Source organism: Erwinia tasmaniensis Et1/99 (genome assembly GCF_000026185.1).
GTDB classification, from domain to species: Bacteria; Pseudomonadota; Gammaproteobacteria; order Enterobacterales; family Enterobacteriaceae; genus Erwinia; species Erwinia tasmaniensis.
On the sequence record NC_010694.1, the window covers coordinates 1,419,375 to 1,443,161 of the forward strand.

General features: G+C 54.8%; 21 protein-coding genes. 11 read left to right on the forward strand and 10 right to left on the reverse strand.

Annotated features, from left to right (window positions below; genetic code table 11):
* The first annotated feature begins 18 nt into the window (after positions 1-18).
* Complete coding sequence (locus tag ETA_RS07400) at positions 19-1,227, forward strand: Bcr/CflA family multidrug efflux MFS transporter (RefSeq protein ID WP_012441003.1); 1,209 nt, start codon at positions 19-21, stop codon at positions 1,225-1,227.
* A gap of 374 nt (positions 1,228-1,601) precedes the next feature.
* Positions 1,602-1,955, forward strand: coding sequence for a YejG family protein (locus tag ETA_RS07405; protein ID WP_012441004.1), 354 nt, complete (start codon positions 1,602-1,604; stop codon positions 1,953-1,955).
* Here the strand turns inward: ETA_RS07405 and yejF are convergent, their stop codons facing one another.
* The 7 genes from yejF to ETA_RS07440 form a co-directional block, all read right to left on the reverse strand.
* On the reverse strand, positions 1,956-3,539 hold the full coding sequence (yejF, locus tag ETA_RS07410; RefSeq protein WP_012441005.1) for a microcin C ABC transporter ATP-binding protein YejF: 1,584 nt from the start codon (positions 3,537-3,539) through the stop codon (positions 1,956-1,958).
* 1 nt (position 3,540) lies between these two features.
* The gene (locus tag ETA_RS07415; RefSeq protein WP_012441006.1) at positions 3,541-4,566 is read right to left on the reverse strand and encodes an ABC transporter permease; all 1,026 of its coding nucleotides are present in this window, start codon (positions 4,564-4,566) and stop codon (positions 3,541-3,543) included.
* The gene (locus ETA_RS07420) at positions 4,563-5,657 is read right to left on the reverse strand and encodes a microcin C ABC transporter permease YejB (protein WP_012441007.1); all 1,095 of its coding nucleotides are present in this window, start codon (positions 5,655-5,657) and stop codon (positions 4,563-4,565) included. The genes ETA_RS07415 and ETA_RS07420 overlap by 4 nt, the downstream gene beginning before the upstream one ends.
* An 11-nt stretch (positions 5,658-5,668) precedes the next feature.
* Positions 5,669-7,477: an extracellular solute-binding protein gene (locus ETA_RS07425; RefSeq protein ID WP_012441008.1), complete on the reverse strand. Its 1,809-nt coding sequence runs from the start codon at positions 7,475-7,477 to the stop codon at positions 5,669-5,671.
* An 81-nt stretch (positions 7,478-7,558) separates the two neighbouring features.
* On the reverse strand, positions 7,559-9,178 hold the full coding sequence (locus ETA_RS07430; RefSeq protein WP_012441009.1) for a cyclic di-GMP phosphodiesterase: 1,620 nt from the start codon (positions 9,176-9,178) through the stop codon (positions 7,559-7,561).
* A gap of 287 nt (positions 9,179-9,465) precedes the next feature.
* Positions 9,466-10,038: a bifunctional murein DD-endopeptidase/murein LD-carboxypeptidase gene (gene mepS, locus ETA_RS07435; protein WP_012441010.1), complete on the reverse strand. Its 573-nt coding sequence runs from the start codon at positions 10,036-10,038 to the stop codon at positions 9,466-9,468.
* Between the two features lie 469 nt (positions 10,039-10,507).
* Positions 10,508-11,215, reverse strand: a complete 708-nt coding sequence (locus ETA_RS07440; RefSeq protein ID WP_012441011.1) for a phosphatase PAP2 family protein — start codon at positions 11,213-11,215, stop codon at positions 10,508-10,510.
* A gap of 394 nt (positions 11,216-11,609) precedes the next feature.
* On the opposite strand from ETA_RS07440, the gene ETA_RS19895 reads away from it, so the two are divergent.
* Entirely contained in the window at positions 11,610-11,927 is a 318-nt protein-coding gene (locus ETA_RS19895; protein ID WP_157861788.1) for a hypothetical protein, read from the forward strand.
* Positions 11,928-11,988: 61 nt separating this feature from the next.
* Here the strand turns inward: ETA_RS19895 and yeiP are convergent, their stop codons facing one another.
* Entirely contained in the window at positions 11,989-12,561 is a 573-nt protein-coding gene (gene yeiP, locus ETA_RS07445; protein ID WP_012441012.1) for an elongation factor P-like protein YeiP, read from the reverse strand.
* Between the two features lie 179 nt (positions 12,562-12,740).
* On the opposite strand from yeiP, the gene ETA_RS07450 reads away from it, so the two are divergent.
* The 4 genes from ETA_RS07450 (at position 12,741) to fruA (ending at position 17,057) form a co-directional block, all read left to right on the forward strand.
* On the forward strand, positions 12,741-12,995 hold the full coding sequence (locus ETA_RS07450) for a YkgJ family cysteine cluster protein (RefSeq protein ID WP_012441013.1): 255 nt from the start codon (positions 12,741-12,743) through the stop codon (positions 12,993-12,995).
* A 285-nt stretch (positions 12,996-13,280) separates the two neighbouring features.
* Positions 13,281-14,414 (forward strand): fused PTS fructose transporter subunit IIA/HPr protein, encoded by a 1,134-nt coding sequence (gene fruB / locus ETA_RS07455; protein ID WP_012441014.1) that lies wholly within the window; start codon positions 13,281-13,283, stop codon positions 14,412-14,414.
* Positions 14,411-15,352, forward strand: coding sequence for a 1-phosphofructokinase (fruK, locus tag ETA_RS07460; protein WP_012441015.1), 942 nt, complete (start codon positions 14,411-14,413; stop codon positions 15,350-15,352). The genes fruB and fruK overlap by 4 nt, the downstream gene beginning before the upstream one ends.
* A 16-nt stretch (positions 15,353-15,368) precedes the next feature.
* Positions 15,369-17,057, forward strand: coding sequence for a PTS fructose transporter subunit IIBC (gene fruA / locus ETA_RS07465; RefSeq protein WP_012441016.1), 1,689 nt, complete (start codon positions 15,369-15,371; stop codon positions 17,055-17,057).
* A 95-nt stretch (positions 17,058-17,152) separates the two neighbouring features.
* Here fruA and nfo read toward each other — a convergent pair whose 3' ends face one another.
* Together nfo and ETA_RS07475 are read right to left on the reverse strand one after the other, a co-directional pair.
* Entirely contained in the window at positions 17,153-17,995 is an 843-nt protein-coding gene (nfo, locus tag ETA_RS07470; RefSeq protein ID WP_012441017.1) for a deoxyribonuclease IV, read from the reverse strand.
* A gap of 65 nt (positions 17,996-18,060) precedes the next feature.
* Positions 18,061-19,116: a YeiH family putative sulfate export transporter gene (locus ETA_RS07475; RefSeq protein WP_012441018.1), complete on the reverse strand. Its 1,056-nt coding sequence runs from the start codon at positions 19,114-19,116 to the stop codon at positions 18,061-18,063.
* Positions 19,117-19,265: 149 nt separating this feature from the next.
* Between ETA_RS07475 and yieE the strand changes: the two genes are divergently transcribed.
* From yieE to ETA_RS07495, 4 genes are all read left to right on the forward strand, one after another.
* Positions 19,266-20,141: a DNA-binding transcriptional regulator YeiE gene (gene yieE, locus ETA_RS07480; protein ID WP_012441019.1), complete on the forward strand. Its 876-nt coding sequence runs from the start codon at positions 19,266-19,268 to the stop codon at positions 20,139-20,141.
* A gap of 171 nt (positions 20,142-20,312) precedes the next feature.
* The gene (locus tag ETA_RS07485; RefSeq protein ID WP_012441020.1) at positions 20,313-21,779 is read left to right on the forward strand and encodes an amino acid permease; all 1,467 of its coding nucleotides are present in this window, start codon (positions 20,313-20,315) and stop codon (positions 21,777-21,779) included.
* A gap of 138 nt (positions 21,780-21,917) precedes the next feature.
* Positions 21,918-23,000, forward strand: coding sequence for a FecCD family ABC transporter permease (locus tag ETA_RS07490; protein WP_012441021.1), 1,083 nt, complete (start codon positions 21,918-21,920; stop codon positions 22,998-23,000).
* Entirely contained in the window at positions 23,000-23,785 is a 786-nt protein-coding gene (locus tag ETA_RS07495) for an ABC transporter ATP-binding protein (protein WP_012441022.1), read from the forward strand. The genes ETA_RS07490 and ETA_RS07495 overlap by 1 nt, the downstream gene beginning before the upstream one ends.
* Positions 23,786-23,787: the final 2 nt, after the last annotated feature.

Consider the following 23,787-nt stretch of genomic DNA (forward strand, 5'->3'; position numbering starts at 1 on the left):
AAAAGCAGGGGCAGGCGCATGACTGAAGCGGCAAAGAAAAAGAACTCGTCCACGGGGCTGGTGGTGATCCTCGGGCTGCTGGCGATGTTAATGCCGCTATCAATCGATATGTATCTGCCTGCTTTGCCGCAAATTGCGCGGGAGTTTTCCGTGTCGGCGGGCAGCGTTCAGATGACGCTGAATTTATATATTCTCGGCTTTTCCCTGGGGCAGCTGATTTATGGGCCGCTGGCGGATAGTTTTGGCCGCAAGCCGGTCATTGCACTCGGTACATTCCTGTTCGCCCTCGCGGCGGCGGCCTGCGCCCTCGCGCAAACGATTGAACAGCTTATTCATATGCGCTTCCTGCACGGCCTGTCGGCGGCGGCGGGCAGCGTAGTGATCAGCGCCCTGATGCGCGACAGCTACTCGAAGGAAGAGTTTTCGCGCATGATGTCCTTTGTGCTGCTGGTCACGACCGTTGCACCGTTGTTAGCGCCGATCGTGGGCGGTTGGGTGCTGTTAATCTGGAGCTGGCACGCTATCTTCTGGATGATTTCAGCGGCGGCCATTATTACTACGCTGCTGGTGGTCACCCAGATCAAAGAGACGCTGCCAAAGGCCAACAGGCAAAAATTTAGCCTGCGTAACACCCTGCATAACTTCCTTGCGCTGTTCCGGCACAAACGGGTATTCAGCTATATGCTGGCGAGCGGCTTCTCTTTTGCCGGACTGTTTGCGTTTATCAATAGCGGGCCGTTCGTTTACATTGAGCTGAACCACATTTCCCCACAGGATTTTGGTTACTACTTTGCCCTGAATATCGTGTTTTTATTCCTGATGACGCTCCTCAATAGTCGTTGCGTGCGCCGTTTCGGCCCGGTCGTCATGTGCCGTCTTGGGCTGTTAATACAGTTCAGTATGGGTATCTGGCTGGTGTTAACCAGCGCGCTAGATCTCGGCTTTCTTGCGCTGGTCTTTGGCGTGGCGATGTTTATCGGCTGTGTGGCGATGGTCTCATCTAACGCGATGGCGATCATATTGGAAGAGTTTCCACATATGGCGGGCACGGCTTCGTCACTTGCCGGCACCCTACGTTTTGGCGTGGGCGCATTGGCCGGGGCGCTACTGTCGGTGATTGATTTTACCAGCGCATGGCCGATGATCGGGGCAATTTTCATCTGCTCTACGCTATCTATATTGCTATTTTCGTACGCTTCCCGTCCCGTCAAGGCGCCATCGGCGTAGACAGCCAATCCCCCTGTTGCGATAAGCCTGGCGTTGACATAAAAGCGCCAGCCCACGGCGCTTTTACCTGAGTTTCAAGCAGATCTCACGCGTAACTCTGTCATGATGTTGATTATTTGTGCACTTCGGTTGGTAAAAAGTGACTAATCTGTAGCGGTAATGGTTGTTATTCTCATGCGTTCGCGGTAAAAATATCTAGTTAATGAGATATATCTCACAAATAAATAACTGTGGGCTGCTCTTATGCGGTGAACAGATAAAAGAAAAACAAAAAAAATATTGTCGATCAGTTGGTTAAAACGTTTTACTCAATTGATGATTTACCTTGTGAAGTATATGTGAAATTATTGTTTAAAATTTGCTCTGGGGGAACTATGTTGAATACGCTGCAAAATTCAGTGGTACATCGTTTACCGCAAAGTTATCGCTGGTGCAGCGGGCATGTGGGCCTGGCACTTGAGCCTCTGGCGCTCAACCGTTTGAGCAGTGATGACGATCTTATTGGGCTGCGGTTGCTCAGTCACAATGGCGCGGGTGCGTGGGAGATCATGCAGAAAATCGAAGACGCTCTGGCAGAAATCCAGCTGGCGTGTTCGGTAGTTGAGTGGGAAGGGGAGCCTTGCCTGTTTGTACATCGCGCCGATGAAAGCGCGACCACCTGCCGCCTGAAGAATTTTGGTGTGGGTATCGCCGAGCCTTTCTTTTCCGAGCGTCCAGCCCTGTTGTGATTATGCCAGCGCCAGTAACTCCTGCGTGTAGCGCTGGCTGGCCGCGTTAAATATCGTCTCACTACGCCCCTGTTCCACCACTTCCCCCTGACGCAGCACGACCACCTGATGACACAACGAGCGCACCACATGCAGGTCGTGGCTGATAAGGATATAGGCCAGCCTGTGCTCCTGCTGTAGCTTTTTCAGCAGTGCCAGGATCTGTTTTTGCACCGTACGATCCAGGGATGATGTGGGTTCATCCAGAATAATCAGCCGCGGTTGTAGAATGAGCGCCCGCGCAATGGCAATACGCTGTCGCTGCCCCCCAGAGAACTCGGCGGGATAACGCTGTCGCGTTGCCGGGTCGAGCCCGACCTCTTCCATCGCGCTAATCACCCGCGCTTCACGTTCGGCGGCATTCAGCTGCGGATGGTGCACCTGTAGCCCTTCGGCGATAATCTGTAGCACGTTCAGGCGGGGGTTCAGCGCGGAATTAGGGTCCTGAAACACCACCTGGATCTGCCGACGTACCGGAAGCATCCGTTTGCGGCCCCACAGATGCAGCGGTGAGTCATTAAACCAGATCTCGCCCTGTGAGCGGATAAGTCGCAGCAGCGCCAGCGCCGTGGTGCTTTTACCGGAACCCGATTCTCCTACCAGTCCAAGGCTTTCCCCCGGATGCAGCGTGAAACTGAGTGACTTCAGCGCATGATGGAAGCCCACGGTGCGTTTCATCAGCCCCTGCTTAATGGGAAAAGCCACCTGCAGGTTTTCAACGCGCAGCAGCGGCGCTGCCTGCTCATCTGCCGGATCGGGATACCCTTCCGGCTCGGAGTTCAGCAGCTGTCGGGTCCAGCTATGCTGCGGTGCGCTGAACAGCAGCCGGGTGGCATTGTGTTCCACCGCCTGGCCGTGGCGCATAACGGTGACGTTATCGGCGATTTTTCGCACGATATTCAGGTTATGGGTGATAAACAGCAGCCCCATATTCAGCTCCTGCTTCAGCTCTTTGAGCAGGGTGAGGATTTGTGCCTGCACGGTCACATCCAGCGCGGTAGTGGGCTCATCGGCGATCAGCAGCTCAGGCCGTGTTAGCAAAGCCATGGCAATCATCACGCGCTGGCGTTCGCCGCCGGAGAGTTGATGCGGATAATCATTCAGGCGTTTCGCCGCCTGACGGATGCCAACCCGCTCCAGACAGCTTAACATCTCACCGCGCGCGGCCTCCCGCCGCATTCCCCGGTGGAGCGACAGCACTTCATACAGCTGCTTCTCAATAGTGTGCAGCGGATTAAGTGAAACCATCGGTTCCTGAAAGATCATCGCCATGCGGTTACCGCGCAGTCCGCGCAGCGTGCGCTCATCGGCGTGCAGCACGCTCTGCCCGGCAAACAAAATATCGCCCTGTGGATAAACCACCGGCGGTGTTGGCAGCAGGCGCATCACCGACAGGGCCGTGACGCTTTTACCGCTGCCGGACTCGCCGACCAGCGCGCGCGTTTCTCCTGCCTCTACCGACAGTGACAGCCCGTCAACCACCTGGCGCTGCTCTCTCTGCTGGCGGAACGCGATGCTAAGATCCTGAATAGTTAGAAGTGCCATATCAATACACCTTACTCGGGTCAAAGGCGTCGCGTACCGCTTCACCGATAAAGATTAACAGCGACAGCAGGATCGCCAGCGTGAAGAAAGCGCTCAGGCCCAGCCAGGGAGCCTGTAGATTATTTTTGCCCTGTAGCAGTAGCTCCCCCAATGAAGGTGAACCCAGCGGCAGCCCAAAGCCAAGAAAATCCAGTGACGTCAGGGTCGTAATAGAGCCGCAAAGGATAAACGGCAGATAGGTCAGGGTGGCAACCATTGCATTAGGCAACATATGGCGGGAAATAATACGCCAGTCGCTGACGCCCATTGCCTGTGCGGCGCGAATGTAGTCAAAATTACGCGTACGCAGAAACTCGGCGCGCACCACGCCGACCAGGTTCATCCAGCCAAAGAGCAGGGTAATGGCCAGCAGCCACCAGAAGCCGGGCTGGATCACGCTGGAAAGCAGGATAATTAAGAATAGCGTCGGGGTGCCTGACCAGACTTCAATAAAGCGCTGTCCCCACAGGTCCACACGGCCCCCAAAGTAGCCCTGCACCGCCCCGGCAAAGACACCGATAACGCTGGAGGAGAGGGTCAGCATTAGGCCGAACAGCAGCGAGATACGCGTACCGTAAAGAATACGCGCCAGCACGTCGCCGCCGTTATCGTCAGTACCCAGCCAGTTTTGCGCGGAAGGCGGAGAAGGGAAGGGGGTGCGGGTGGCAAAGTTAATCGTGTCGTCGCTGAAGCGGATGGGCGCCCAGATAGCCCAGCCGTTCTGCGCGAGACGTGATTGTAGCCAGGGGTCCTGGTAATCCGCAGGCGTCGCCAGCGGGCCGCCGAAGTCGCTCTCCTGATAGTTCACCAGCAGCGGAAACCAGGTGCGGTCCTGGTAGCGCATCACCAGCGGTTTGTCATTGGCCAGTAGCTCCGCGCCAAGACAAAGAATAAACAGCACTGCAAAGATCCACAGCGACCAGTAACCGCGGCGGTTATGTTTAAATCGCGCCCAGCGCGCCTGATTAATCGGATTTAAGCGGCTCATTGACGGCCCTCAAAATCAATGCGGGGATCGACCAGCGTATAGGTGATATCGCTCAAAATATTCAGCAACAGGCCAACCAGGGTAAAAATATACAGCGTGGCGAACATGACCGGATAATCGCGCTGGATAGTGGCATCGTAACCCAGTAATCCCAGGCCATTTAGTGAGAATATCACTTCAATCAGCAACGAGCCGCTAAAAAACATGCTGATAAACGTGGCCGGAAAACCGGCGATCACCAGCAGCATGGCATTACGAAAGACGTGACGATAGAGGATTTTCTTTTCGTCCAGCCCCTTGGCGCGAGCGGTCACCACGTACTGTTTACGGATTTCATCCATAAACGAATTTTTCGTCAACATGGTTAAGGTGGCAAAGCCGCCGATGGTGGTCGCCAGCACCGGCAGGCAGATGTGCCAAAGATAATCGGTGACTTTGCCGTACCACGGCAGGCTATCGAACTGCGGCGAGGTTAAGCCGCGCAGAGGGAACCAGTCCAGATAGCTGCTGCCGGCAAATATCACGATCATAATATTGGCGAACAGGAATGCCGGGACCGCGTAGCCAATAATAATCAGCGTGCTGCTCCAGATATCAAAGGCGCTGCCGTTACGCACCGCTTTTTTGATCCCCAGCGGAATGGAAACCAGGTAAATAATCAGCGTGCTCCACAGTCCGAGTGAAACCGATACCGGCAGGCTTTCTTTTATCAGCTGAATGACTGAACTGCTGCGAAACAGGCTGTCGCCAAAGTCAAAGCGTATATAGTTCCATAGCATGGTGAAGTAGCGCTCGTGCAGCGGTTTATCAAAACCGTAGCGTTTGGTTATCTCGGCAATCACTTCCGGGTCGAGCCCGCGCGATCCGCGATACTGGCTGTCGCCCGGCTGGGCGTTCAGCGCACTACGTCCGTGCGCCGACCCTTCGCCGCCGCCGCCCGCTAACCCGGTGCTTTGGCCGAACTGGATGTTGGCCAGCGCCTGGTCTACCGGCCCACCGGGTGCGACCTGCACAATAAAAAAGTTAATGGTAATAATCGCCCACAGCGTGGGAATGACCAGCAATAAGCGACGAATTAAATACGCACCCACAGTCAGGCTCCTTAACGACGTTGTGCCGGCAACCGTGCGGCTTTATTGACATCAAACCACCAGTTATCAAAACCTTGCGCATAGGCAGGTCGTATAGCGGGCATGGAAAACTTATTCCAGTACGCGTAGCGATCGTTGGCGGTGTACCACATTGGGATCATATAGTTATTCCACAACAGCACGCGGTCAAGCACCCGGCCAAGCGTCAATAATGCGACTTTATCCCCCTGGTGCTGAACAATCTGGTCGATCAGGTTATCAACCAAAGGACTGGACACGCCTGGGGTATTCCATGAGGAATTAATATAGGCGGATGCCCAGACAATCTTCAGGTTGGTATCGGGGGTAGCGAAAGCGAGGTAGCGCGTGGGTGTCATATCAAAGTCGCGCTTGCGCAAACGCGCAAGGTATTGCGAGCTGTCCACCTGGCGTAGATCCATGGTAATACCGACGCGTGAGAGATTATGCTGGAAGGGCAGCACCCACGACGTGCTGCCCCCACCGGGTAACAGCAGTTCGAAACGAAACGGCAGGCCGCTTTTCACATTGACCAGCCGCTGGTTTTTCAGCTCCCATCCCGCCTGTTTCAGCAGGGCCAGCGCCTGTAACAGCTTTTCACGATCGTAGCCTGAACCGTCGGTCTTAGGCGGCTGATAAATTTTGTCGCGCACTTCCGCCGGGTATTGGCCTTTTAACGGCGTCAGAACGGCCAGTTCTTTGACATCAGGATAAGCGCGCGCCGCGTATTCGGTATTCTGAAAATAACTGTCCGCCCGTTTGTAGGCGTTGTAGAACAGCGCTTTGTTCATCCATTCGAAATCAAACAGCAGCGACAGGGCTTCGCGTACTCGCCTGTCGGCAAATTGACTTTTCTGAATATTAAATGCCAGCCACTGGGTATTGGTAGCTACGGCGTTAGGCTGCTCGTCTTTGACGATATACCCGTTGGCGAAATTGCTGCCGGTATACTGGGTAGCCCATTTTTTGGTGGAACCTTCGCTGCGGTAATCGAAGGCTCCAGCCTTAAATGCTTCAAAGGCAACGTTATCATCGAGGTAATAGTCAAAGCGGAGGGTGTCAAAATTAAAACGTCCTTTGTTAACCGGGAGATCGGCCGCCCAGTAATCCTTTACCCGCGTATAGGTGATGGACTGGCCCATTTTCCAGGCGCTGATGCGGTAAGGCCCGCTTGACGGCGGCGGGGCTGGCAGCGGATCGGCAAGATTATGATCTTTCCAGTAGTGGCGCGGATAAACCGGCGTGGAAAGCAGGGAGATCACTTGGTCTCGATCGGGTTTAGGCAAATCGAAACGCACCGTCAGTCGAGAAATCACTTTTGCCGTCACGCCTTTATAAACCAGGCGATATTGCGGCACGCCCTGGGTCATAAACAGGTGAAAAGTGAAGGCCACATCTTCCGCCGTCATGGGGGAACCGTCATGAAAGCGGGCCTGCGGATTAAGGGTAATCTCAACCCAGCGGTAGTCATCCGGGTAGCGGGCAAAGGTCGCAATCAATGGGTATAGGCTACCGGTTTCATCATCAGAGGAGACAAACAGACGGTCATACAGCGTTTCCGTACCGATGCCGGGGTTGCCACGCATTGCCGAACGGTTAAAATTATCAAAGGTGCCGATGGCGGAGAGCGTTACCGCGCCGCCTTTGGGGGCAGTCGGATTGGTATAATCAAAGTGGGTGAATCCCGCTTGGTATTTTGGAGTTCCAAGCTGGGCAAAGCTGTCGCTCTGATTGATTTTCTCAGCATGGGAATAGCCGACGCTCAGGACGAGTAAGACAAGGGCAGCAACACGCACGATCATGGTCTGACGGCTCCGGGCAGTGATGAATTCGCGATGGGCCAGCCGGCACCATTGCGCTGGCGAATAAGACGATATTAAAAGTTATTTACCTGTTTTGACAGGGGCGATCGAACCGCTTATGTCTGCGCAGTCTTCAGACGCTGGCTGCGATCCACTAAAGTATTTCGCGAGCTGCTGGACGCCAAGGGGGCGGCTGTAAAAGTATCCTTGCAGGTGGGTGACGCCTCGATTAATCAACCATTGTGCCTGTGCATTTGTTTCGACACCCTCCGCAACGGTTTTCAATTTCAGTTCTCGCGCCAGCGTCAGTACCGTATCCAGTACCGGAGACGTCACCGTCTTCATGCCGATGCTCTGCACGAAACCGCGATCTATTTTGAGATAGTCAAAATGAAACTTCTCCAGATAAAGCAGAGCGCTATGACCTGTACCAAAGTCATCGATGGCAATTTTAATATTCTGCTGATGTATCCAGTCAAACATCTCGTCGGCATTGCTTTCCGAAACCATCGTACGTTCCGTAATCTCAAAAACATACTCAAAATGGTCAACGGGCATCATCGCCAGCCACTGACGCACATCCTTACGAAAGTCCGGGTTGGTCAGGTGACTGGGTGAGAGATTAATCCCTAACTTAGTCCCAACTGGCACCACTTTACACAGCTGATGGGCATCCCTGGCAATCAGGGCAAACAGATGGCGCGTGAGCGGCACAATCAAATTTTGCCCTTCGGCATAGCTGATAAAAGCATCGGCCGGTACACGGCCCTCGGTGGGATGAACCCAGCGCATCAGCGCTTCAAGCCCGTATGCCGTATCGCTGCCGGTGGCGATGATGGGCTGATATTCTACGTGAAACTCGCCACGTCTTATCCCCTGCATAATTTCTTTACCTGGGCGCAGCCGCAGTCTGAAAAGCACGTAGCAGATGCTGGCAACCAGAACAGCGACCAGCAACCCGGCCATGATGATGATGTGCAGGTCGCGCTCGGGGAGTATTTCGCCGTAAAAGTAAAGCATCATGGGATAGCCGGGGATAGCAATGCGCCGTAGTGGATTTGGCGGCAGCGCATCGGTGTTAATGACCTGCTCATTCCATGTCGTGATGGCGGTATCTCCGGTCACAATAGCCATGCCGGTATTTTCACGCTGCTGCGACGCCAGCAGGAGGTAAGGCGTCATATTTAAGTTAAGGGTAGCCAGGACCCCGTTACCGGGCGTGGTGGGATTTCTCAACCACAACACCATAGCCGGTTTGCCTCGTAGCATCGGCGCACCGGAAACCAGACGAATATCCACCGCTTTGTTGTCGTTAGTAAAAGGGGATATTTGATGTATTTCATTGTTCATCGGGCCGGATGCCGAGGAGCAGAAGGCGGCGTTATTGTTTACCAGTAGAATGTAGCGAATATTGGGAGTCGATGCCGCCTGTTCCGCCAGATCGTCACGTACGCGATCGCAGTGGTCAAATGTTTCTGCTTGCAAAGGGAGCAGGATTTGTTTGAGTTCATCCATCACACGGATCACGTAGCTTCTAGTCTGGCCGATCAGTTGGTTATGCGCTTCAGCGCGTTGATGGCAGGTGACGGCGACAGAGATGACGATAAAAAGGAGAAATGAGAGAAAGCTAATACCTGCACTCAGAAATACGACTCTGTGCGGCTGGAGAGCATGCCGTCTGACTGTGGTAGATAATGGCATAGAGTTTTATCTCTCTCGTTTTAGCCTGTATCGGATGCAAACTGCTTTCGCGAGCGTCAGTCAAGGAGGATATAACGAGGCGAGGGAGTTTGTCTCTAACTTATTGAAACATTTCGACACCTTTGTCTTTTCTTGGCTAAGAAACATCCCATTCAACAGGAAAGGCAAATCGTGCAGTAAACAAATATCGCGGCATGGGGAGTGAAAAAACGGAAAGGGTATATAAATTAAACGCTGCCGTGGGCAGCGTTTATTATCTCTGTTTCGCAGAACTCAACGGATTACAATCAACTTTGCGTTCGGCTCAGTACCCGGCGAGCTTCACGGAAGCGATTTTTCCAGTAGGAGTCGTTCAGATTTGAAATCATTACGCCGCTGCTGGTAGAGGCATGAACAAAGTTGTCATTGGTAAGGTAAATACCAATATGACGACCCGTTGAACCCGAATGAAATACCACTAAATCGCCGGGTTTCAGCTTGGTACGCTGTATGCTTTTGCCAGTATCTTCCTGCTCATAGGTAGAGCGGGGCAGGTCGAGACCGAACTGTTCACGGAAGGTGGTCTGGACAAAAGCAGAGCAGTCGATGCCGCGCTTACTGGTGCCGCCGAGACGATAACGGACACCTTTCCAGCTGGCATATTGATCCATTAAACGGGATTTAATGTCCACGTTCTGAACCATTTGTTCGAACTCATCCTGAGACGCTTGCAGTAAAAAACCATTTTTATCTTTAACTGCATGAGTATCAGTTTGTACGTTATGTCCGCTGTTCGAACTACATGCTGACAACAGTGTTGCTAATGCAACGGCGGGGAGAGCCCGCAAGATATATCTCAGAACAGGTTGAGACGTGACCATTGTGTGTGTGATCCCTTGAAGTCCTTAGCGACGGAGCCGCTAGAAAGGTGCGAAACAGAACGAGATTAAATGAGTACATAGTGATAAGACAATTCGGAAAGCGTTAAAAAGTGTTAATAAGCACAATTCAAAATGTAAGTTACCGAAATAATTTAACGCTTATTGTCTGACCGAATTTGAGGTTACCCGATTACAAGCCGCATGGCGAGAGCTTTTGAGTACTTTCTTAGAGGTTTTTGCTGTGCGATCGACGTGCATTAATTGGTTTTAACAGAGCGCGGAGCGGCGTAATCTGTTCTGCCCGTAAGACATGGATGTATGGAATAGCCATCGTAGTGAAAATCACGCTGCTGAAGGGGATAAGGTAGCCTGATCATGGCAACCACAAATCATCGCCATCGGGAGACGAACGTGGCGGACAAGAGGACAGCGGGCGGTAAACACTGACGCGCCCGCTGTTAATCCGACCTTAACGCGTCGGCTTATATTTACCCGGTAAATGACGATGTAGCCAGTTAACCAGATAATCACTGGCCGGTGTGAGCAACCACCAGCTCATACCCACCAGCGCAATGGACAAGGAACCCACGGCAATATCGGTAAACCAGTGTGCGCCTATCATCACACGCGGCATGGCGAAGACCAGCACGATCATCGCCGCAACGACAAATGCACCACGCGTGAAATAACGCAGCATAAAACAGGCAAAAATAATCAGCATTAATCCGTGATCGCCGGGGAAGCTGTCAGCGGAAGAATCCTTGGTCGGTATGCCGGTCAGCTGGGCTACATGGTTCACGTCTGGGAAATATCGGGTTGGACTGGGGTGTGAAACCGGGATCAGATGGCCAAGCTGATTCAAACCTACCGCGCTAATTAGCATGGCAATTCCGATGGCGAACATCCTGCGGCGTCCTTGTGGCGTTTCTCTTTGCCAGAACCAAAGATAAAGTCCCCCCATTGCCAGCAGCGAAACGCCATCGAAGGCTCGGAAATTGGTGATTGCCACCAGCCACAGCAGTGCCGGACTGGTGCGTATGTGTTGGTTAAACCAATAGAAGATGGTTTTATCAATAATAAACCACTGGCCATGCTGGGGCGGCAGATACCAGGAAAAAAACAGCGCTAAACCGAGCACATTTAGCAATAGGATAAGTGATAAGCGTTTAAAATTCATACCGGTAAGCCATCTTCATAAAAAGCAGCGGGTTAATAATGCGCGGAATTATAAACTAAGAATGTACTGAGTATTTGACAAAACACTTCATTTTCTCTGGCAGGCATTGGGTTGCTTACATCGTCCTTGCCAGGGCCTTACCGTTGGCCTGCAACATCAGTCCTCGAGACATTTTCTGCCCGTCTGCGTAACGAGCGGTAGAACTCTTGTGTGGATGACGATGATTAAAGTTGTGCTTTTCAACGCCGATAATCAGTGGCGCTACAGGGTCGTCGTAGTGAGAAAGTCCGGCTGGATTTCAGTGCTAAGATAAATTGTTACAGGGCAATCATTCTTATCCGCTCTGACATCAGTACAGATTTATCTAATACTGGTTTTAAAAAGTGAGGTTAGCATGAAGAGTATATTAGCGGCTTCGGTCATAATGTTATTCGCCTCATGGACGAGCATAGCACTGGCAGGAAATAGCCAAACAGGAAGTGATTCGGGAACTATTACATTTATCGGAGCGGTGGTCGAATCACTTTGCGATACGACAATACAGCAGAAACGAGTCGATGTATCCTGCAATAAGGCCGGTCTGGCAAATATTAAAACGTTGGCGCTGGAAGATACAGCATGGCAAAAGTTGCCTAATAGCGTTGGTAATGTGCGAATATCCTGGCTGGATGGCCAGCATCGCCGCGGTACGGTCACTATCCACTATCAATAATAATTAGTGGATTATTTAAAAAGGCTCTGGTGCCATCGGATGATGGCACAGTGACGTTGAACTAGTCGGCGCGGCTCATATAACGGCGTTCAGGAATATGAATGCGGATTTTATCTCCGTTACTGAGATATTCAGGTACCTGAATAATCAGACCGGTGCTCATGGCGGCGGGTTTCGTCCGCGCGCTGGCTGAAGCTCCTTTTATTCCAGGGGTCGTTTCAACAATTTCCATATCCACCGTCTGGGGCAGTTCCAGCGCCAGAATCTGTCCATCCATCGTCAAAACCTGAATCCCCGGAATGCCGCCTTCTGGCAGGAACAGCAGTTCATCTTCAATCTGCTCGCGCTTGAAGTTGTACGGCGTGTAATCCTCATCATCCATAAACACGTACTCGTCACCATCAATATAAGAGAAGGTCACCTGACGGCGGCTGAGCGAAATGGTGTCGATAATCTCATCACCCTTAAAGCGCTCCTCAACTTTCATCCCGCTCCGAATATCGGTAAAGCGCATTTTGTACAGCGTAGATGCGCCTCTGGCGCTTGGGCTCTGAACATCAATATCTTTCACTAACAGCAGCTTGCCGTTAAGGTTCACGGCCATGCCCTTTTTAATTTCGTTAGCTCTTGGCATAAAACAGGTCTCGAGGGTAGATAGGGAAACAATTTATCGCGACACGTTACTCGCGCTCGCGTCGCCAGGCAAGATCTGCCTGCGTCAGTCGGGGAAGAAGAAGCATCGCCCGGCTGCTGTAAGCATAGTATTCAGCACCGTGCCCTGCTATTGTCGCGCTTTTCTGACGGGAGAAAGGTATGGAGTGTCGAGCCGCCTGCGGAGCCTGTTGTACCGCTCCTTCTATTTCATCGCCTATACCGGGTATGCCGCAGGGTAAACCGGCAAATACGCCATGCGTTCAGCTGGATGCTCAGCGACGCTGCATGATTTTTGGCTCCCCGCTGCGGCCAAAAGCGTGTGCCGGACTACAACCCCAGCGGGAAATGTGCGGCACCAGCCGCGAGCAGGCGATGGTGTTTCTGTTGGATCTGGAAGCAAAAACGGCTCCATAGGCGATGTGTCACAATCGTCAGGTACGATATCAGAGGCAGGGGAGGGACTTCAGCGTCCGCTTCAGCCGCGTTCTTTACCAGCGTATTTTTCCGAAAACCCGCGTCAAAATGTGCTGACTGTCAAAAATCTGCTATGCCGTTTACGGTAAAACTTGCAACGGTTCCATGAACCATAACAAAATCATTGAAACGTTTCAGCGCTGTCTCTTCAGGTTGTTACTGTAGCGGTTGCGCTTTTTTTCTCAAATAAGCTGAAACGATTCAAATTCAGCAACGGGGAGAACTATGTTCCAACTAGAACTTAATGCCATCAAGCCTGGAGCCAGGGCTGATGATAAACAGGACGCCATTCGTCAAGTCGCCGCTGCATTAACCGCAGCCGGAAACGTTGGCGCGGGCTATGTCGAAGGCATGCTGGCGCGCGAGCAGCAAACGTCAACCTATTTGGGTAACGGCATTGCCATTCCGCACGGAACAACCGATACCCGCGATCTGGTGCTGAAAACCGGCGTACAGGTTTTCCAGTTTCCGCAGGGCATCGCCTGGGGAGAAGACCAGACGGCCTATGTGGTGATCGGTATTGCGGCGAAATCTGACGAACACCTGGCATTGCTGCGCCAGCTGACGCACGTGCTAAGTGACGACAGCGTGGCGGAGCAGCTCAAAAATACCGATTCAGCCGAAACGTTACGCAGCATCCTGATGGGCGAAAAGCTGGCTGCTGAATTCAAGTTTGATACCTCGCTGATTGCTACCGAGGTTGCCGCCAGCGATCTGATGACGTTACAGGCGCTGAACGCCGGACGTCTGCAACAGACGGGCGCGGTAGAAGCCTCTTTCGTCACCGGCGTCATTTCAGCAAAACCCCTCAACCTTGGCCAGGGCATTTGGCTGAGCGACAGCCCGGATGGCAACGTGGCCAGCGCTGTTGCGGTTAGCCGTGCGGCTAAACCCTTCGATGTACAGGGGGAAACGGCAGCACTGTTGATCACGGTTTCCGTTGCCGATGACCAGCCGTTGAGCGTGTTGAACTACTTAAGCGATCTGTTGATTAAACAGCAGGCTGAGCGCCTGTTAAGCGCAGATGCCGCCGGTATTCTGGCATTACTCACCAGCGACGTGTCCGAACAGGCTGACGTGGTGACCGAAGAATTTACCATCCGCAATGAGCACGGCCTGCACGCCCGTCCGGGCACCGCATTGGTCAGTGTGATCAAGCAGTATAACTGCGAGGTTAGCGTGATTAATCTTGACGGCAGCGGTAAACCGGCCAACGGTCGCAGCCTGATGAAGGTGGTGGCACTCGGCGTGAAAAAAGGCCATCGTCTGCGCTTCACCGCCAGCGGTGAAGATGCGCGCCGTGCCCTGGATGCGGTCGGTGAAGCTATCGCCGCGGGTCTGGGCGAGGGGGCAGCATGAGCAGACGCGTAGCCACTATCACCCTTAATCCCGCCTATGACCTGGTAGGATATACCCCGGAAATTGAGCGCGGCGAAGTCAATCTGGTAAAAACGACCGGGCTGCATGCGGCAGGAAAAGGGATTAACGTTGCTAAGGTGCTGAAAGATTTAGGCATCGATGTCACCGTTGGCGGTTTCCTCGGCAAAGAAAACCAGGACGGTTTTCAGCTGCTGTTCAGCGAACTGGGTATTGCTAACCGTTTCCAGGTGGTGGAAGGACGTACCCGTATCAACGTCAAACTGACGGAGCAGGACGGTGATGTAACCGATTTGAACTTTTCCGGATTTGAAGTCACGCCGCAGGACTGGGATCGTTTTACCACCGACTCACTGACCTGGCTCGGCCAGTTCGACATGGTTTGCGTCAGCGGCAGTCTGCCGGCCGGTGTCGAGCCCGATGCTTTTACCGAGTGGATGACCCAACTGCGCAGCCACTGCCCATGCATCATTTTCGACAGCAGCCGCGAGGCGCTGGTTGCCGGACTGAAGGCCGCACCGTGGTTGGTTAAACCTAATCGCCGAGAGCTGGAAATCTGGGCAGGGCGAAAATTACCGACGTTACAAGATGTGATCGACGCCGCTCATGCGCTGCGTGAGCAGGGCATCGCGCACGTGGTGATTTCGCTTGGGGCTGAAGGGGCGCTATGGGTTAACGCCTCCGGCGAATGGATGGCGAAGCCACCGGCCTGCGAGGTGGTAAGTACCGTGGGGGCAGGCGACTCTATGGTAGGCGGTTTGATTTACGGACTGCTGATGCGCGAATCCAGCGAGCACACGTTGCGTCTTGCTACCGCGGTGGCGGCGCTGGCCGTCAGCCAGAGCAATGTCGGCGTGACAGACCGCACGCGGCTAGCCGCGATGATGGCGCGTGTCGACTTACATCCTATTAACCACTGACAGCAGGAGACGCATAATGAAAACGCTGCTGATAATCGATCCTTCACTGGGACTGGCTACAGGCTATCTGGCCAAAAAAATCACCACGGCGGCGGCAGCCGGCGCCAACATCACGCTGACCGAAAACCCGGCGGAAGCCGATTTGGCGATCGTGGCAGGTCAAAACATTCCGGCCGACGCCGCGCTCAATGGTAAAGCGCTCTATCTGGCGGATGTCGCGCAGCTGCTGCGTCAACCGGCGCAGGTACTGGCGCAGGCGCAAACTGAAGCCCGGCCTTATAGTGCGCCCGTTTCCGAGGCAGCCGTTCCGGCAACCACGGCGAACGGACCAAAACGCGTATTAGCCGTCACCGCGTGTCCAACCGGCGTGGCGCACACCTTTATGGCGGCTGAAGCCATTAACACCGAGGCGAAAAAACGCGGCTGGTGGGTCAAGGTGGAAACCCGTGGTTCAGTCGGTGCTGGCAACGTAATCACCGATGAAGAGGTGGCGGCGGCCGATCTGGTGATCGTCGCTGCGGATATTGAAGTGGATCTGGCGAAATTTGCCGGGAAGCCGATGTACCGCACCTCAACCGGTCTGGCGCTGAAGAAAACCGCGCAGGAGCTGGACAAAGCGGTGGCGGAAGCCAAGCCGTATCAGCCCCAGGGTGGCGAGCAGAGCGCTCAGCCAGAGAAAAAGCAGAAGGCAGGAGCCTATCGTCACCTGTTGACCGGCGTTTCCTATATGCTGCCGATGGTGGTGGCGGGGGGATTAATTACCGCCCTGTCATTTGCTTTCGGTATCACCGCCTTTAAAGAACCCGGCACGCTGGCGGCCGCGCTGATGCAGATCGGCGGCGGCACCGCGCTGGCGCTGATGGTGCCAGTCTTAGCCGGCTTTATTGCTTTCTCCATTGCCGACCGCCCTGGTCTGGCACCGGGCCTGGTCGGCGGTATGCTGGCGACCAGTATTAATGCCGGTTTTCTTGGCGGGATTATCGCTGGTTTTATTGCCGGTTATGCGGCGAAATTCCTTAGCTCAAAACTGAAGCTGCCAACCAGTATGGAAGCGCTGAAGCCCATCCTGATCATCCCGCTGATTTCCAGCCTGGTCACGGGGTTGCTGATGATCTACGTGGTGGGTAAACCGGTTGCCGGCATCATGTCTGGCCTGACGGCCTGGTTGGCAAATATGGGAACGGCCAACGCCGTGGTGCTGGGGGCTATCCTCGGCGGCATGATGTGTCTGGATATGGGGGGGCCGCTGAACAAGGTTGCGTATGCTTTTGGCGTCGGGCTGCTCAGTTCGCAAACCTATGCGCCAATGGCGGCGATCATGGCAGCGGGTATGGTGCCACCGTTGGCAATGGGCGTGGCAACGCTGGTAGCGCGTAGCAAATTTAGCAAAAGTCAGCAGGAGGGAGGCAAGGCAGCGCTGGTACTGGGGATGTGCTTTATCTCTGAAGGGGCCATTCCTTTTGCTGCCCGTGATCCGATGCGCGTGTTGCCATGCTGCGTTATTGGCGGTGCGGTAACGGGAGCCATCTCCATGACCATCGGCGCTAAGCTGATGGCTCCTCACGGTGGTCTGTTCGTGCTGCTGATCCCTGGCGCGATCACACCGGTAGTGGGCTACCTGCTGGCGATTATTGCCGGTACGCTGGTAGCAGGCCTGTCTTACGCGCTGCTGAAACGCCCGGAAACGGAAGTGGCCCAGGCCTGATGACAGCCTTAAAAAAAGGGTTGGCCGTGTAAAGGCCACCCTTAAAGACAGAGACTAGGCTGACCGTGACGGAGCGTTAACGCGCTCCGTCATTTTTACTTCTGTTCTGACTTCAACCATGCAATCTCATCTTTCCAGATCTCTGGGTCGATCGTTTCCAGGATCATCGGGATACCGTCAAAACGCTTATCCTTCATTAGCCAGCTAAACGCGGCTTTGCCGATATTGCCTTCGCCCAGACTGTGGTGACGGTCGACCCGGCTATTAAACTCGCTTTTAGCATCGTTAAGATGCATGCCGCGCAGGTACTGGAAACCCACGATGCGCTCGAATTCGGCAAAGGTGTTGACGCACGCCTCTTCGCTACGCAGATCGTAGCCCCCGGCGAAGGCGTGGCAGGTATCAATACACACCCCAACGCGAGATTTATCCTCAACGCCGTCAATAATTGCCGCAAGATGCTCGAAGCGAAAGCCAAGGTTACTGCCCTGGCCGGCGGTATTTTCTATCACTGCGGTAACGCCCGCGGTGTTATTCAGCACGATATTGATCGACTCGGCGATGCGCTTCAGGCACTCATCTTCCGTAATCTGCTGCAAATGGCTGCCGGGATGGAAGTTGAGCAGCGTCAGGCCAAGCTGTTGGCAACGGTTCATCTCATCAAGAAACGCGTCGCGTGATTTTTCCAGCGCTTCAGCCACCGGATGGCCCAAATTAATCAGATAGCTGTCATGGGGGAGGATCTGCGCCGGGGTATAGCGGTGCTTTTCACAGGCCAGGCGAAAGGCGGAAATCACTTCATCAGTGAGCGGAGCCGCGTGCCACTGGCGCTGGTTTTTAGTAAAGAGGGCGAAAGCCGTGGCTTCCAACTCCGAGGCGCGTTCTACCGCCCGATCCACGCCGCCCGCTGCGCTGACGTGGGCACCGATATATTTCATGCCGTTCTCCTGTTAATGACCTGCTTAATGGCAGGCAGGCCATGATAACCGGAAAGCGCGTGAAATTATGCCAGCAAATGCTGTACCAGCAGATTGATCGCCCCGCCGCCGACCATAAGCCAGATAAACAGGAACAGCCCCAGCAGTAGCGGTTTAAACCCGGCACGCTTGAGCGCGTCGATGCGGGTGGTCAGCCCCAGCGCGGCCATCGCGGTGGCCAGCAGCAGATTATCCAGCTGGGTAATGTGGGCGATCCAGGATGCTGGCAGGAGGTGCAGTGAGTTAAATAAAGTCACGCCGATAAACAGCAGGGCAAACCACGGGAAGGCGATCGGGCCGCTGCGGCCGGGGCCTTCGCTGCGCTGTACCCGTGCCGCCAGCAGTAGCAGGAAGGGGGCCAGCAGCATCACGCGCAGCAGCTTGGCAATCACCGCAGCGTTCTCCGCATCGGGGCCAATCGCGTGCCCGGCGGCGACCACCTGTGCCACCTCATGCATCGTTGAGCCAATGTACACGCCATATTCACCGGCGCTCAGCAGCGGTAGCAGGTGGCTGACCAGTGGCCACATCAGTGGGTAGATGAATATCGCTAACGTGCCGAAAATCACCACGGTGGCGATAGCCACGGCGACTTTGGCCGTATCGGCTTTGATCAGCGGTTCAGTGGCAAGAATGGCGGCAGCACCACAGATGCTGCTACCGGCACCAATCAGCCAGCTGGTATCGCGGTCGAGTTTCAGCAGACGCTGTCCAAGCCAGCAGGCGAGAATAAAGGTCGAGCCCAGCGTTAGCACATCGATCAACACCCCGCTTATCCCGACATCGGTAAGCTGTTGTACCGTCAGGCGAAAGCCATACAGCACTATCCCGGCGCGTAACAGCTGCTGCTTCGCCAGCTGCGTGCCGCTGTCACAGCGCGATGCCAGGCGTGAATAAAAGGTGTTACCCACGATAATGCCGACGATAATCGCCAGCGTTAACGACCCCAGCCCCAGCGCGGCCACGCGCGGCAGGTTGCCAAGCGAGGTGGCCAGTACGGCGATGGTGACAGCCATCACCAGGCCGGGGATGTGGCGGGTGAGGATCGGTGAGGGGAGGGAAGGGGTCATTAAGCTCATCATGCTTCTCCTGTTGCAATACCCTCATCATGGGCGCTGCTGGCTTAAAAGAGAAATTGATTATATATTTATAACCAACCACTATAAGTGATAAAGCAACGTCTGCCGACGGGCTGATGCTGTGCAGCGGCAGATCATAAAAGGAACAGGCAATGCACATTACTTTACGCCAGCTTGAAGTGTTCAGCGAAGTGCTGAAAAACGGCTCAACCACCCAGGCGTCACAGGTGCTGGCGTTGTCACAGTCTGCGGTCAGCGCGGCGCTGGCGGATCTGGAAGGGCAGCTTGGCGTGCAGGTGTTTGACCGTGCAGGCAAGCGGCTGGTGATTAATGAGCATGGTCGGCTGCTTTATCCGCGGGTAGTGGCGCTGTTGGAGCAGGCGCAGGAGATCGAGCAGCTGTTCCGTGAAGACAACGGCGCGATCCGCCTCTCGGCCAGCAGCACCATTGGCAACTATCTGTTACCGGGCATGATTGCCCGCTATCGTCGCGATTTTCCCAGCCTGCCGCTGGAGCTGAACGTGGGCAACAGTCAGGATGTGATCGCCGCCGTCGCCGATTTTCGCGTCGATATCGGTCTGATAGAGGGGCCTTGCCACAGGCCGGAGCTGGTCAGTGAGCCCTGGCAGGAAGATGAGCTGGTGGTCTTTGCCGCGCCGGGCGCGGATATTTTCAGTCGCCCGATATCGCTACAAAGCCTGGCCGCCGCGCCCTGGATCCTGCGTGAACAGGGTTCAGGCACGCGTGAAATCGTTGATTACCTGCTGCTGTCACATCTGCCACGGTTTACGCTGGCGATGGAGCTAGGAAATTCCGAAGCGATCAAAAACGCGGTGCGCCACGGAATGGGCATCAGCTGCCTGTCGCGCCGGGCGATTGCCGAACAGCTGGAGCTGGGAACCCTGGTTGAAGTGGCAATCCCGCTACCCGCATTGAAACGTACCTTGTACCGTATTCATCATCGCCAGAAGCATATCTCTAACGCTCTCCGCCGCTTTCTTAGCTACTGCACGGAAGAGACAGATTAACAGGGCGCGTTCATTGCGCCGCTGTTGCGTTGATTTCCGGCAGTGAAAGACGGCCTTTCTAATAATCGCCAGCCGATCATGAAGCAAACTTATAAAACGGTGTTAGCGCTATACCACCGGCGGTAGGTTGCTATAATCGCGCCTCATTTTGCTAGAGCGCAGCGTTAAAACATGGATCATGACACGAAAACGACACAACCGCCTGGGTTAAGGCGTGAGCTGAAAGCTCGTCATTTAACGATGATCGCCATCGGCGGTTCAATTGGTACCGGCCTCTTTGTCGCCTCTGGCGCAACCATTTCACAGGCGGGGCCGGGCGGAGCGCTGCTCTCGTACGCACTCATTGGCCTGATGGTCTACTTCCTGATGACCAGCCTCGGCGAGCTGGCGGCGTTTATGCCGGTCTCCGGCTCTTTCTCCACCTATGGTTCGAAATACGTTGAAGAAGGTTTCGGCTTCGCGTTGGGCTGGAACTACTGGTACAACTGGGCGGTGACCATCGCCGTTGACCTGGTTGCATCGCAGCTGGTGATGACCTGGTGGTTCCCGGATACCCCCGGCTGGATCTGGAGCGCCCTGTTCCTTGGCCTGATCTTCCTGCTTAACTACATCTCGGTGAAGGGTTTCGGCGAAGCCGAGTACTGGTTCTCGCTGATTAAGGTGGTCACGGTTGTGGTGTTTATCGTGGTTGGCGTGATGATGATCGTCGGCATCTTGCGCGGCGCGGAAAGTGCCGGCTGGCAAAACTGGCAGATCGGCGATGCGCCGTTCTCCGGCGGTTTTTCTGCGATGATTGGCGTGGCGATGATCGTCGGCTTCTCGTTCCAGGGAACAGAGCTGATTGGTATCGCCGCCGGCGAATCTAAAGACCCGGCGAAAAGTATCCCTCGTGCGGTTCGTCAGGTGTTCTGGCGCATTCTGCTGTTCTACGTGTTCGCCATTCTGGTGATCAGTCTGATTATCCCCTATACCGATCCCAGCCTGCTGCGCACCGATATCAAAGATATTAGCGTCAGTCCGTTCACGCTGGTGTTCCAGCACGCCGGCCTGCTGTCAGCGGCTGCGGTGATGAACGCGGTGATCCTGACGGCGGTGCTGTCGGCGGGTAACTCGGGTATGTATGCCTCCACGCGTATGCTGTACACCCTGGCCTCAGAGGGCAAAGCGCCGCGTATTTTCGCCAGACTGTCAAAAGGCGGCGTGCCGCGTAACGCGCTGTATGCCACTACCGTGGTTGCGGGCCTGTGTTTCCTGACCTCGATGTTTGGCAACCAGACCGTTTATCTGTGGTTACTGAACACTTCGGGAATGACCGGGTTTATCGCCTGGCTGGGCATTGCCATCAGCCACTACCGTTTCCGCAAAGGTTATATGATGCAGGGGCACGATCTGTCCGAACTGCCTTACCGCTCCGGTTTCTTCCCGTTTGGGCCGATCTTCGCCTTCGTGCTCTGCCTGATGATTACCCTCGGACAAAATTACCAGGCATTCCTTGCCGACCGTATTGACTGGTATGGCGTAACCGCAACCTACGTCGGTATTCCGCTGTTCCTGCTGATCTGGCTGGGCTTCCGACTGACGCGGAAAAGCCGTTTTGTGAAATACAGCGAGATGAAGTTCCCGACTTCAGATCAATAGCAGTTCCACGACGACGGATAAAGGCGCAGATTATGCGCCTTTTTTTTGCTGCATGATTCAATATGACAAATAGCACTGATAAGTATTATCATTTGCCTTCTTTTCACCAGTATTAACCAGGCTGAACAGGTATTGAGAATGAGTTTAACTGACCAGGTTGTGCAGCAGTCAGACACTGTACCACCACAAGGCGTGATGGGACGCTACCATCAGTTACTGCGCCATCGTGTACTGATCATGGCCGTGTTGATAGCGGCGATTGTTGCCTCACTGGTACTCGACTTTACTCTCGGCCCCTCCGGGCTGTCTTTACACACGCTGTGGCAGGCGCTGCTGTCGCCAGAAACGGCGGACCCCGGTACGCGGGTGATCGTCTGGGATATCCGTCTGCCCTATGCGCTGATGGCGGTGGTGGTTGGGCTGGGCCTGGGCCTCGCGGGGGCAGAAATGCAGACCATCCTCAATAATCCCCTCGCCAGTCCTTTTACCCTCGGCGTTTCTTCCGCAGCGGCTTTCGGCGCGGCGCTGGCGATTGTGCTTGGCATTGGTATTCCAGGCATTCCCGATCAGTGGTTTATTTCGGCTAACGCCTTTGTTTTTGCGCTGCTGGCCGCGCTGATGCTGGATGCGGTCACGCGCTGGACCCAGGTGTCCACTTCCGGCGTGGTGCTGTTTGGTATTGCGCTGGTATTTACCTTTAACGCGCTGGTTTCGATGATGCAGTTTATCGCCAACGAAGACACCTTGCAGGGGCTGGTCTTCTGGACAATGGGCAGCTTGGCGCGCGCATCATGGGAAAAGCTGGCGGTGCTGTGCGGCGCACTGCTGCTGCTGGTGCCGTTCTCAATGATGAGCGCCTGGAAGCTGACCGCACTGCGGCTGGGAGAAGATCGCGCCATCAGCTTTGGTATTGACGTGCGCCGTCTGCGCCTGGTGACGCTGCTGCGTATCAGTATTATCTCTGCCCTGGCGGTGGCGTTTGTCGGGCCGATTGGTTTTATCGGCCTGGTTGCGCCGCATATCGCACGTATGGTTTTTGGTGAGGATCATCGTTTCTATCTGCCCGCCAGCGCGCTGACGGGCGCGCTGGTGTTATCCATGGCCTCGGTGGTGTCAAAAAATCTGATCCCCGGCGTTATCATTCCGGTCGGCATCGTCACGTCTCTGGTCGGCGTACCGTTCTTTTTGAGCATTATCATGCGCCATCGGGGGAGTGTCTGATGCAGGGGCTGAAAATCAGCGGCTTCAAGGCCGGCTATCCGAAGCGTCAGGTGATCGCGAACCTTAATGTTGAGCGACTGCCGCGTGGCGAAATTACCGTACTGCTCGGGCCGAACGGCTGCGGAAAATCGACGCTGCTGCGTTCTCTGGCCGGGTTGAACCGTGCGCAGGGCGAACTGTGGCTCAACGGCGAAGAGCTGACGGCGCTGCCGTTTGCCCGCCGGGCTTCACGCGTGGTGTACCTGCCGCAGTCTTTACCTGCCGGGGTACATCTGCACGTGCTGGAATCGATCATTGTGGCGCAGAGAGCCAGCGGTGGGCGCAGCAGCGCCGCCAGCGAAGCCGAAGTGATGACGCTGCTTGATCGGTTAGGCATCGCGCATCTGGCGCTCAGCTACCTTGACCAGCTTTCCGGCGGACAGAAACAGCTGGTCGGTCTGGCGCAGTCGCTGATCCGTCACCCGGAACTGTTGCTGCTCGATGAACCCTTGAGCGCCCTCGATTTAAACTATCAGTTTCATGTGATGGATCTGGTGCGGCGCGAAACGCGCTCGCGCAATATTGTGACCGTGGTGGTGGTGCACGATATCAATATCGCGTTGCGCCACGCGGATCATGTGCTGATGCTGCGACACGGTGAGCTGATTGCCGATGGCCGGCCGGAAGAGGTGATCACGCCGGAAAGCCTTGCGCGTGTATACGGTGTAACAGGGCGCATTGAATGCTGTTCGCAGGGTGTTCCGCAGGTGTTAATTGATGGGCTAGTCGCGTCACCGGCATTTTAACG

What these genes read in the sequence shown, in the direction of transcription:
- ETA_RS07430 (WP_012441009.1), bottom strand. Translation starts at nt 9,178, where the DNA reads ATGCCATTATCTACCACAGTCAGACGGCATGCTCTCCAGCCGCACAGA.
- ETA_RS07450 (WP_012441013.1), top strand. Translation starts at nt 12,741, where the DNA reads ATGGAGTGTCGAGCCGCCTGCGGAGCCTGTTGTACCGCTCCTTCTATT.
- ETA_RS07485 (WP_012441020.1), top strand. Translation starts at nt 20,313, where the DNA reads ATGGATCATGACACGAAAACGACACAACCGCCTGGGTTAAGGCGTGAG.
- yejF (WP_012441005.1), bottom strand. Translation starts at nt 3,539, where the DNA reads ATGGCACTTCTAACTATTCAGGATCTTAGCATCGCGTTCCGCCAGCAG.
- ETA_RS07440 (WP_012441011.1), bottom strand. Translation starts at nt 11,215, where the DNA reads ATGAATTTTAAACGCTTATCACTTATCCTATTGCTAAATGTGCTCGGT.
- fruK (WP_012441015.1), top strand. Translation starts at nt 14,411, where the DNA reads ATGAGCAGACGCGTAGCCACTATCACCCTTAATCCCGCCTATGACCTG.
- ETA_RS07490 (WP_012441021.1), top strand. Translation starts at nt 21,918, where the DNA reads ATGAGTTTAACTGACCAGGTTGTGCAGCAGTCAGACACTGTACCACCA.
- ETA_RS07425 (WP_012441008.1), bottom strand. Translation starts at nt 7,477, where the DNA reads ATGATCGTGCGTGTTGCTGCCCTTGTCTTACTCGTCCTGAGCGTCGGC.
- yeiP (WP_012441012.1), bottom strand. Translation starts at nt 12,561, where the DNA reads ATGCCAAGAGCTAACGAAATTAAAAAGGGCATGGCCGTGAACCTTAAC.
- ETA_RS07475 (WP_012441018.1), bottom strand. Translation starts at nt 19,116, where the DNA reads ATGATGAGCTTAATGACCCCTTCCCTCCCCTCACCGATCCTCACCCGC.
- yieE (WP_012441019.1), top strand. Translation starts at nt 19,266, where the DNA reads ATGCACATTACTTTACGCCAGCTTGAAGTGTTCAGCGAAGTGCTGAAA.
- ETA_RS07415 (WP_012441006.1), bottom strand. Translation starts at nt 4,566, where the DNA reads ATGAGCCGCTTAAATCCGATTAATCAGGCGCGCTGGGCGCGATTTAAA.
- ETA_RS07400 (WP_012441003.1), top strand. Translation starts at nt 19, where the DNA reads ATGACTGAAGCGGCAAAGAAAAAGAACTCGTCCACGGGGCTGGTGGTG.
- ETA_RS07495 (WP_012441022.1), top strand. Translation starts at nt 23,000, where the DNA reads ATGCAGGGGCTGAAAATCAGCGGCTTCAAGGCCGGCTATCCGAAGCGT.
- ETA_RS07405 (WP_012441004.1), top strand. Translation starts at nt 1,602, where the DNA reads ATGTTGAATACGCTGCAAAATTCAGTGGTACATCGTTTACCGCAAAGT.
- mepS (WP_012441010.1), bottom strand. Translation starts at nt 10,038, where the DNA reads ATGGTCACGTCTCAACCTGTTCTGAGATATATCTTGCGGGCTCTCCCC.
- nfo (WP_012441017.1), bottom strand. Translation starts at nt 17,995, where the DNA reads ATGAAATATATCGGTGCCCACGTCAGCGCAGCGGGCGGCGTGGATCGG.
- fruB (WP_012441014.1), top strand. Translation starts at nt 13,281, where the DNA reads ATGTTCCAACTAGAACTTAATGCCATCAAGCCTGGAGCCAGGGCTGAT.
- ETA_RS19895 (WP_157861788.1), top strand. Translation starts at nt 11,610, where the DNA reads ATGAAGAGTATATTAGCGGCTTCGGTCATAATGTTATTCGCCTCATGG.
- fruA (WP_012441016.1), top strand. Translation starts at nt 15,369, where the DNA reads ATGAAAACGCTGCTGATAATCGATCCTTCACTGGGACTGGCTACAGGC.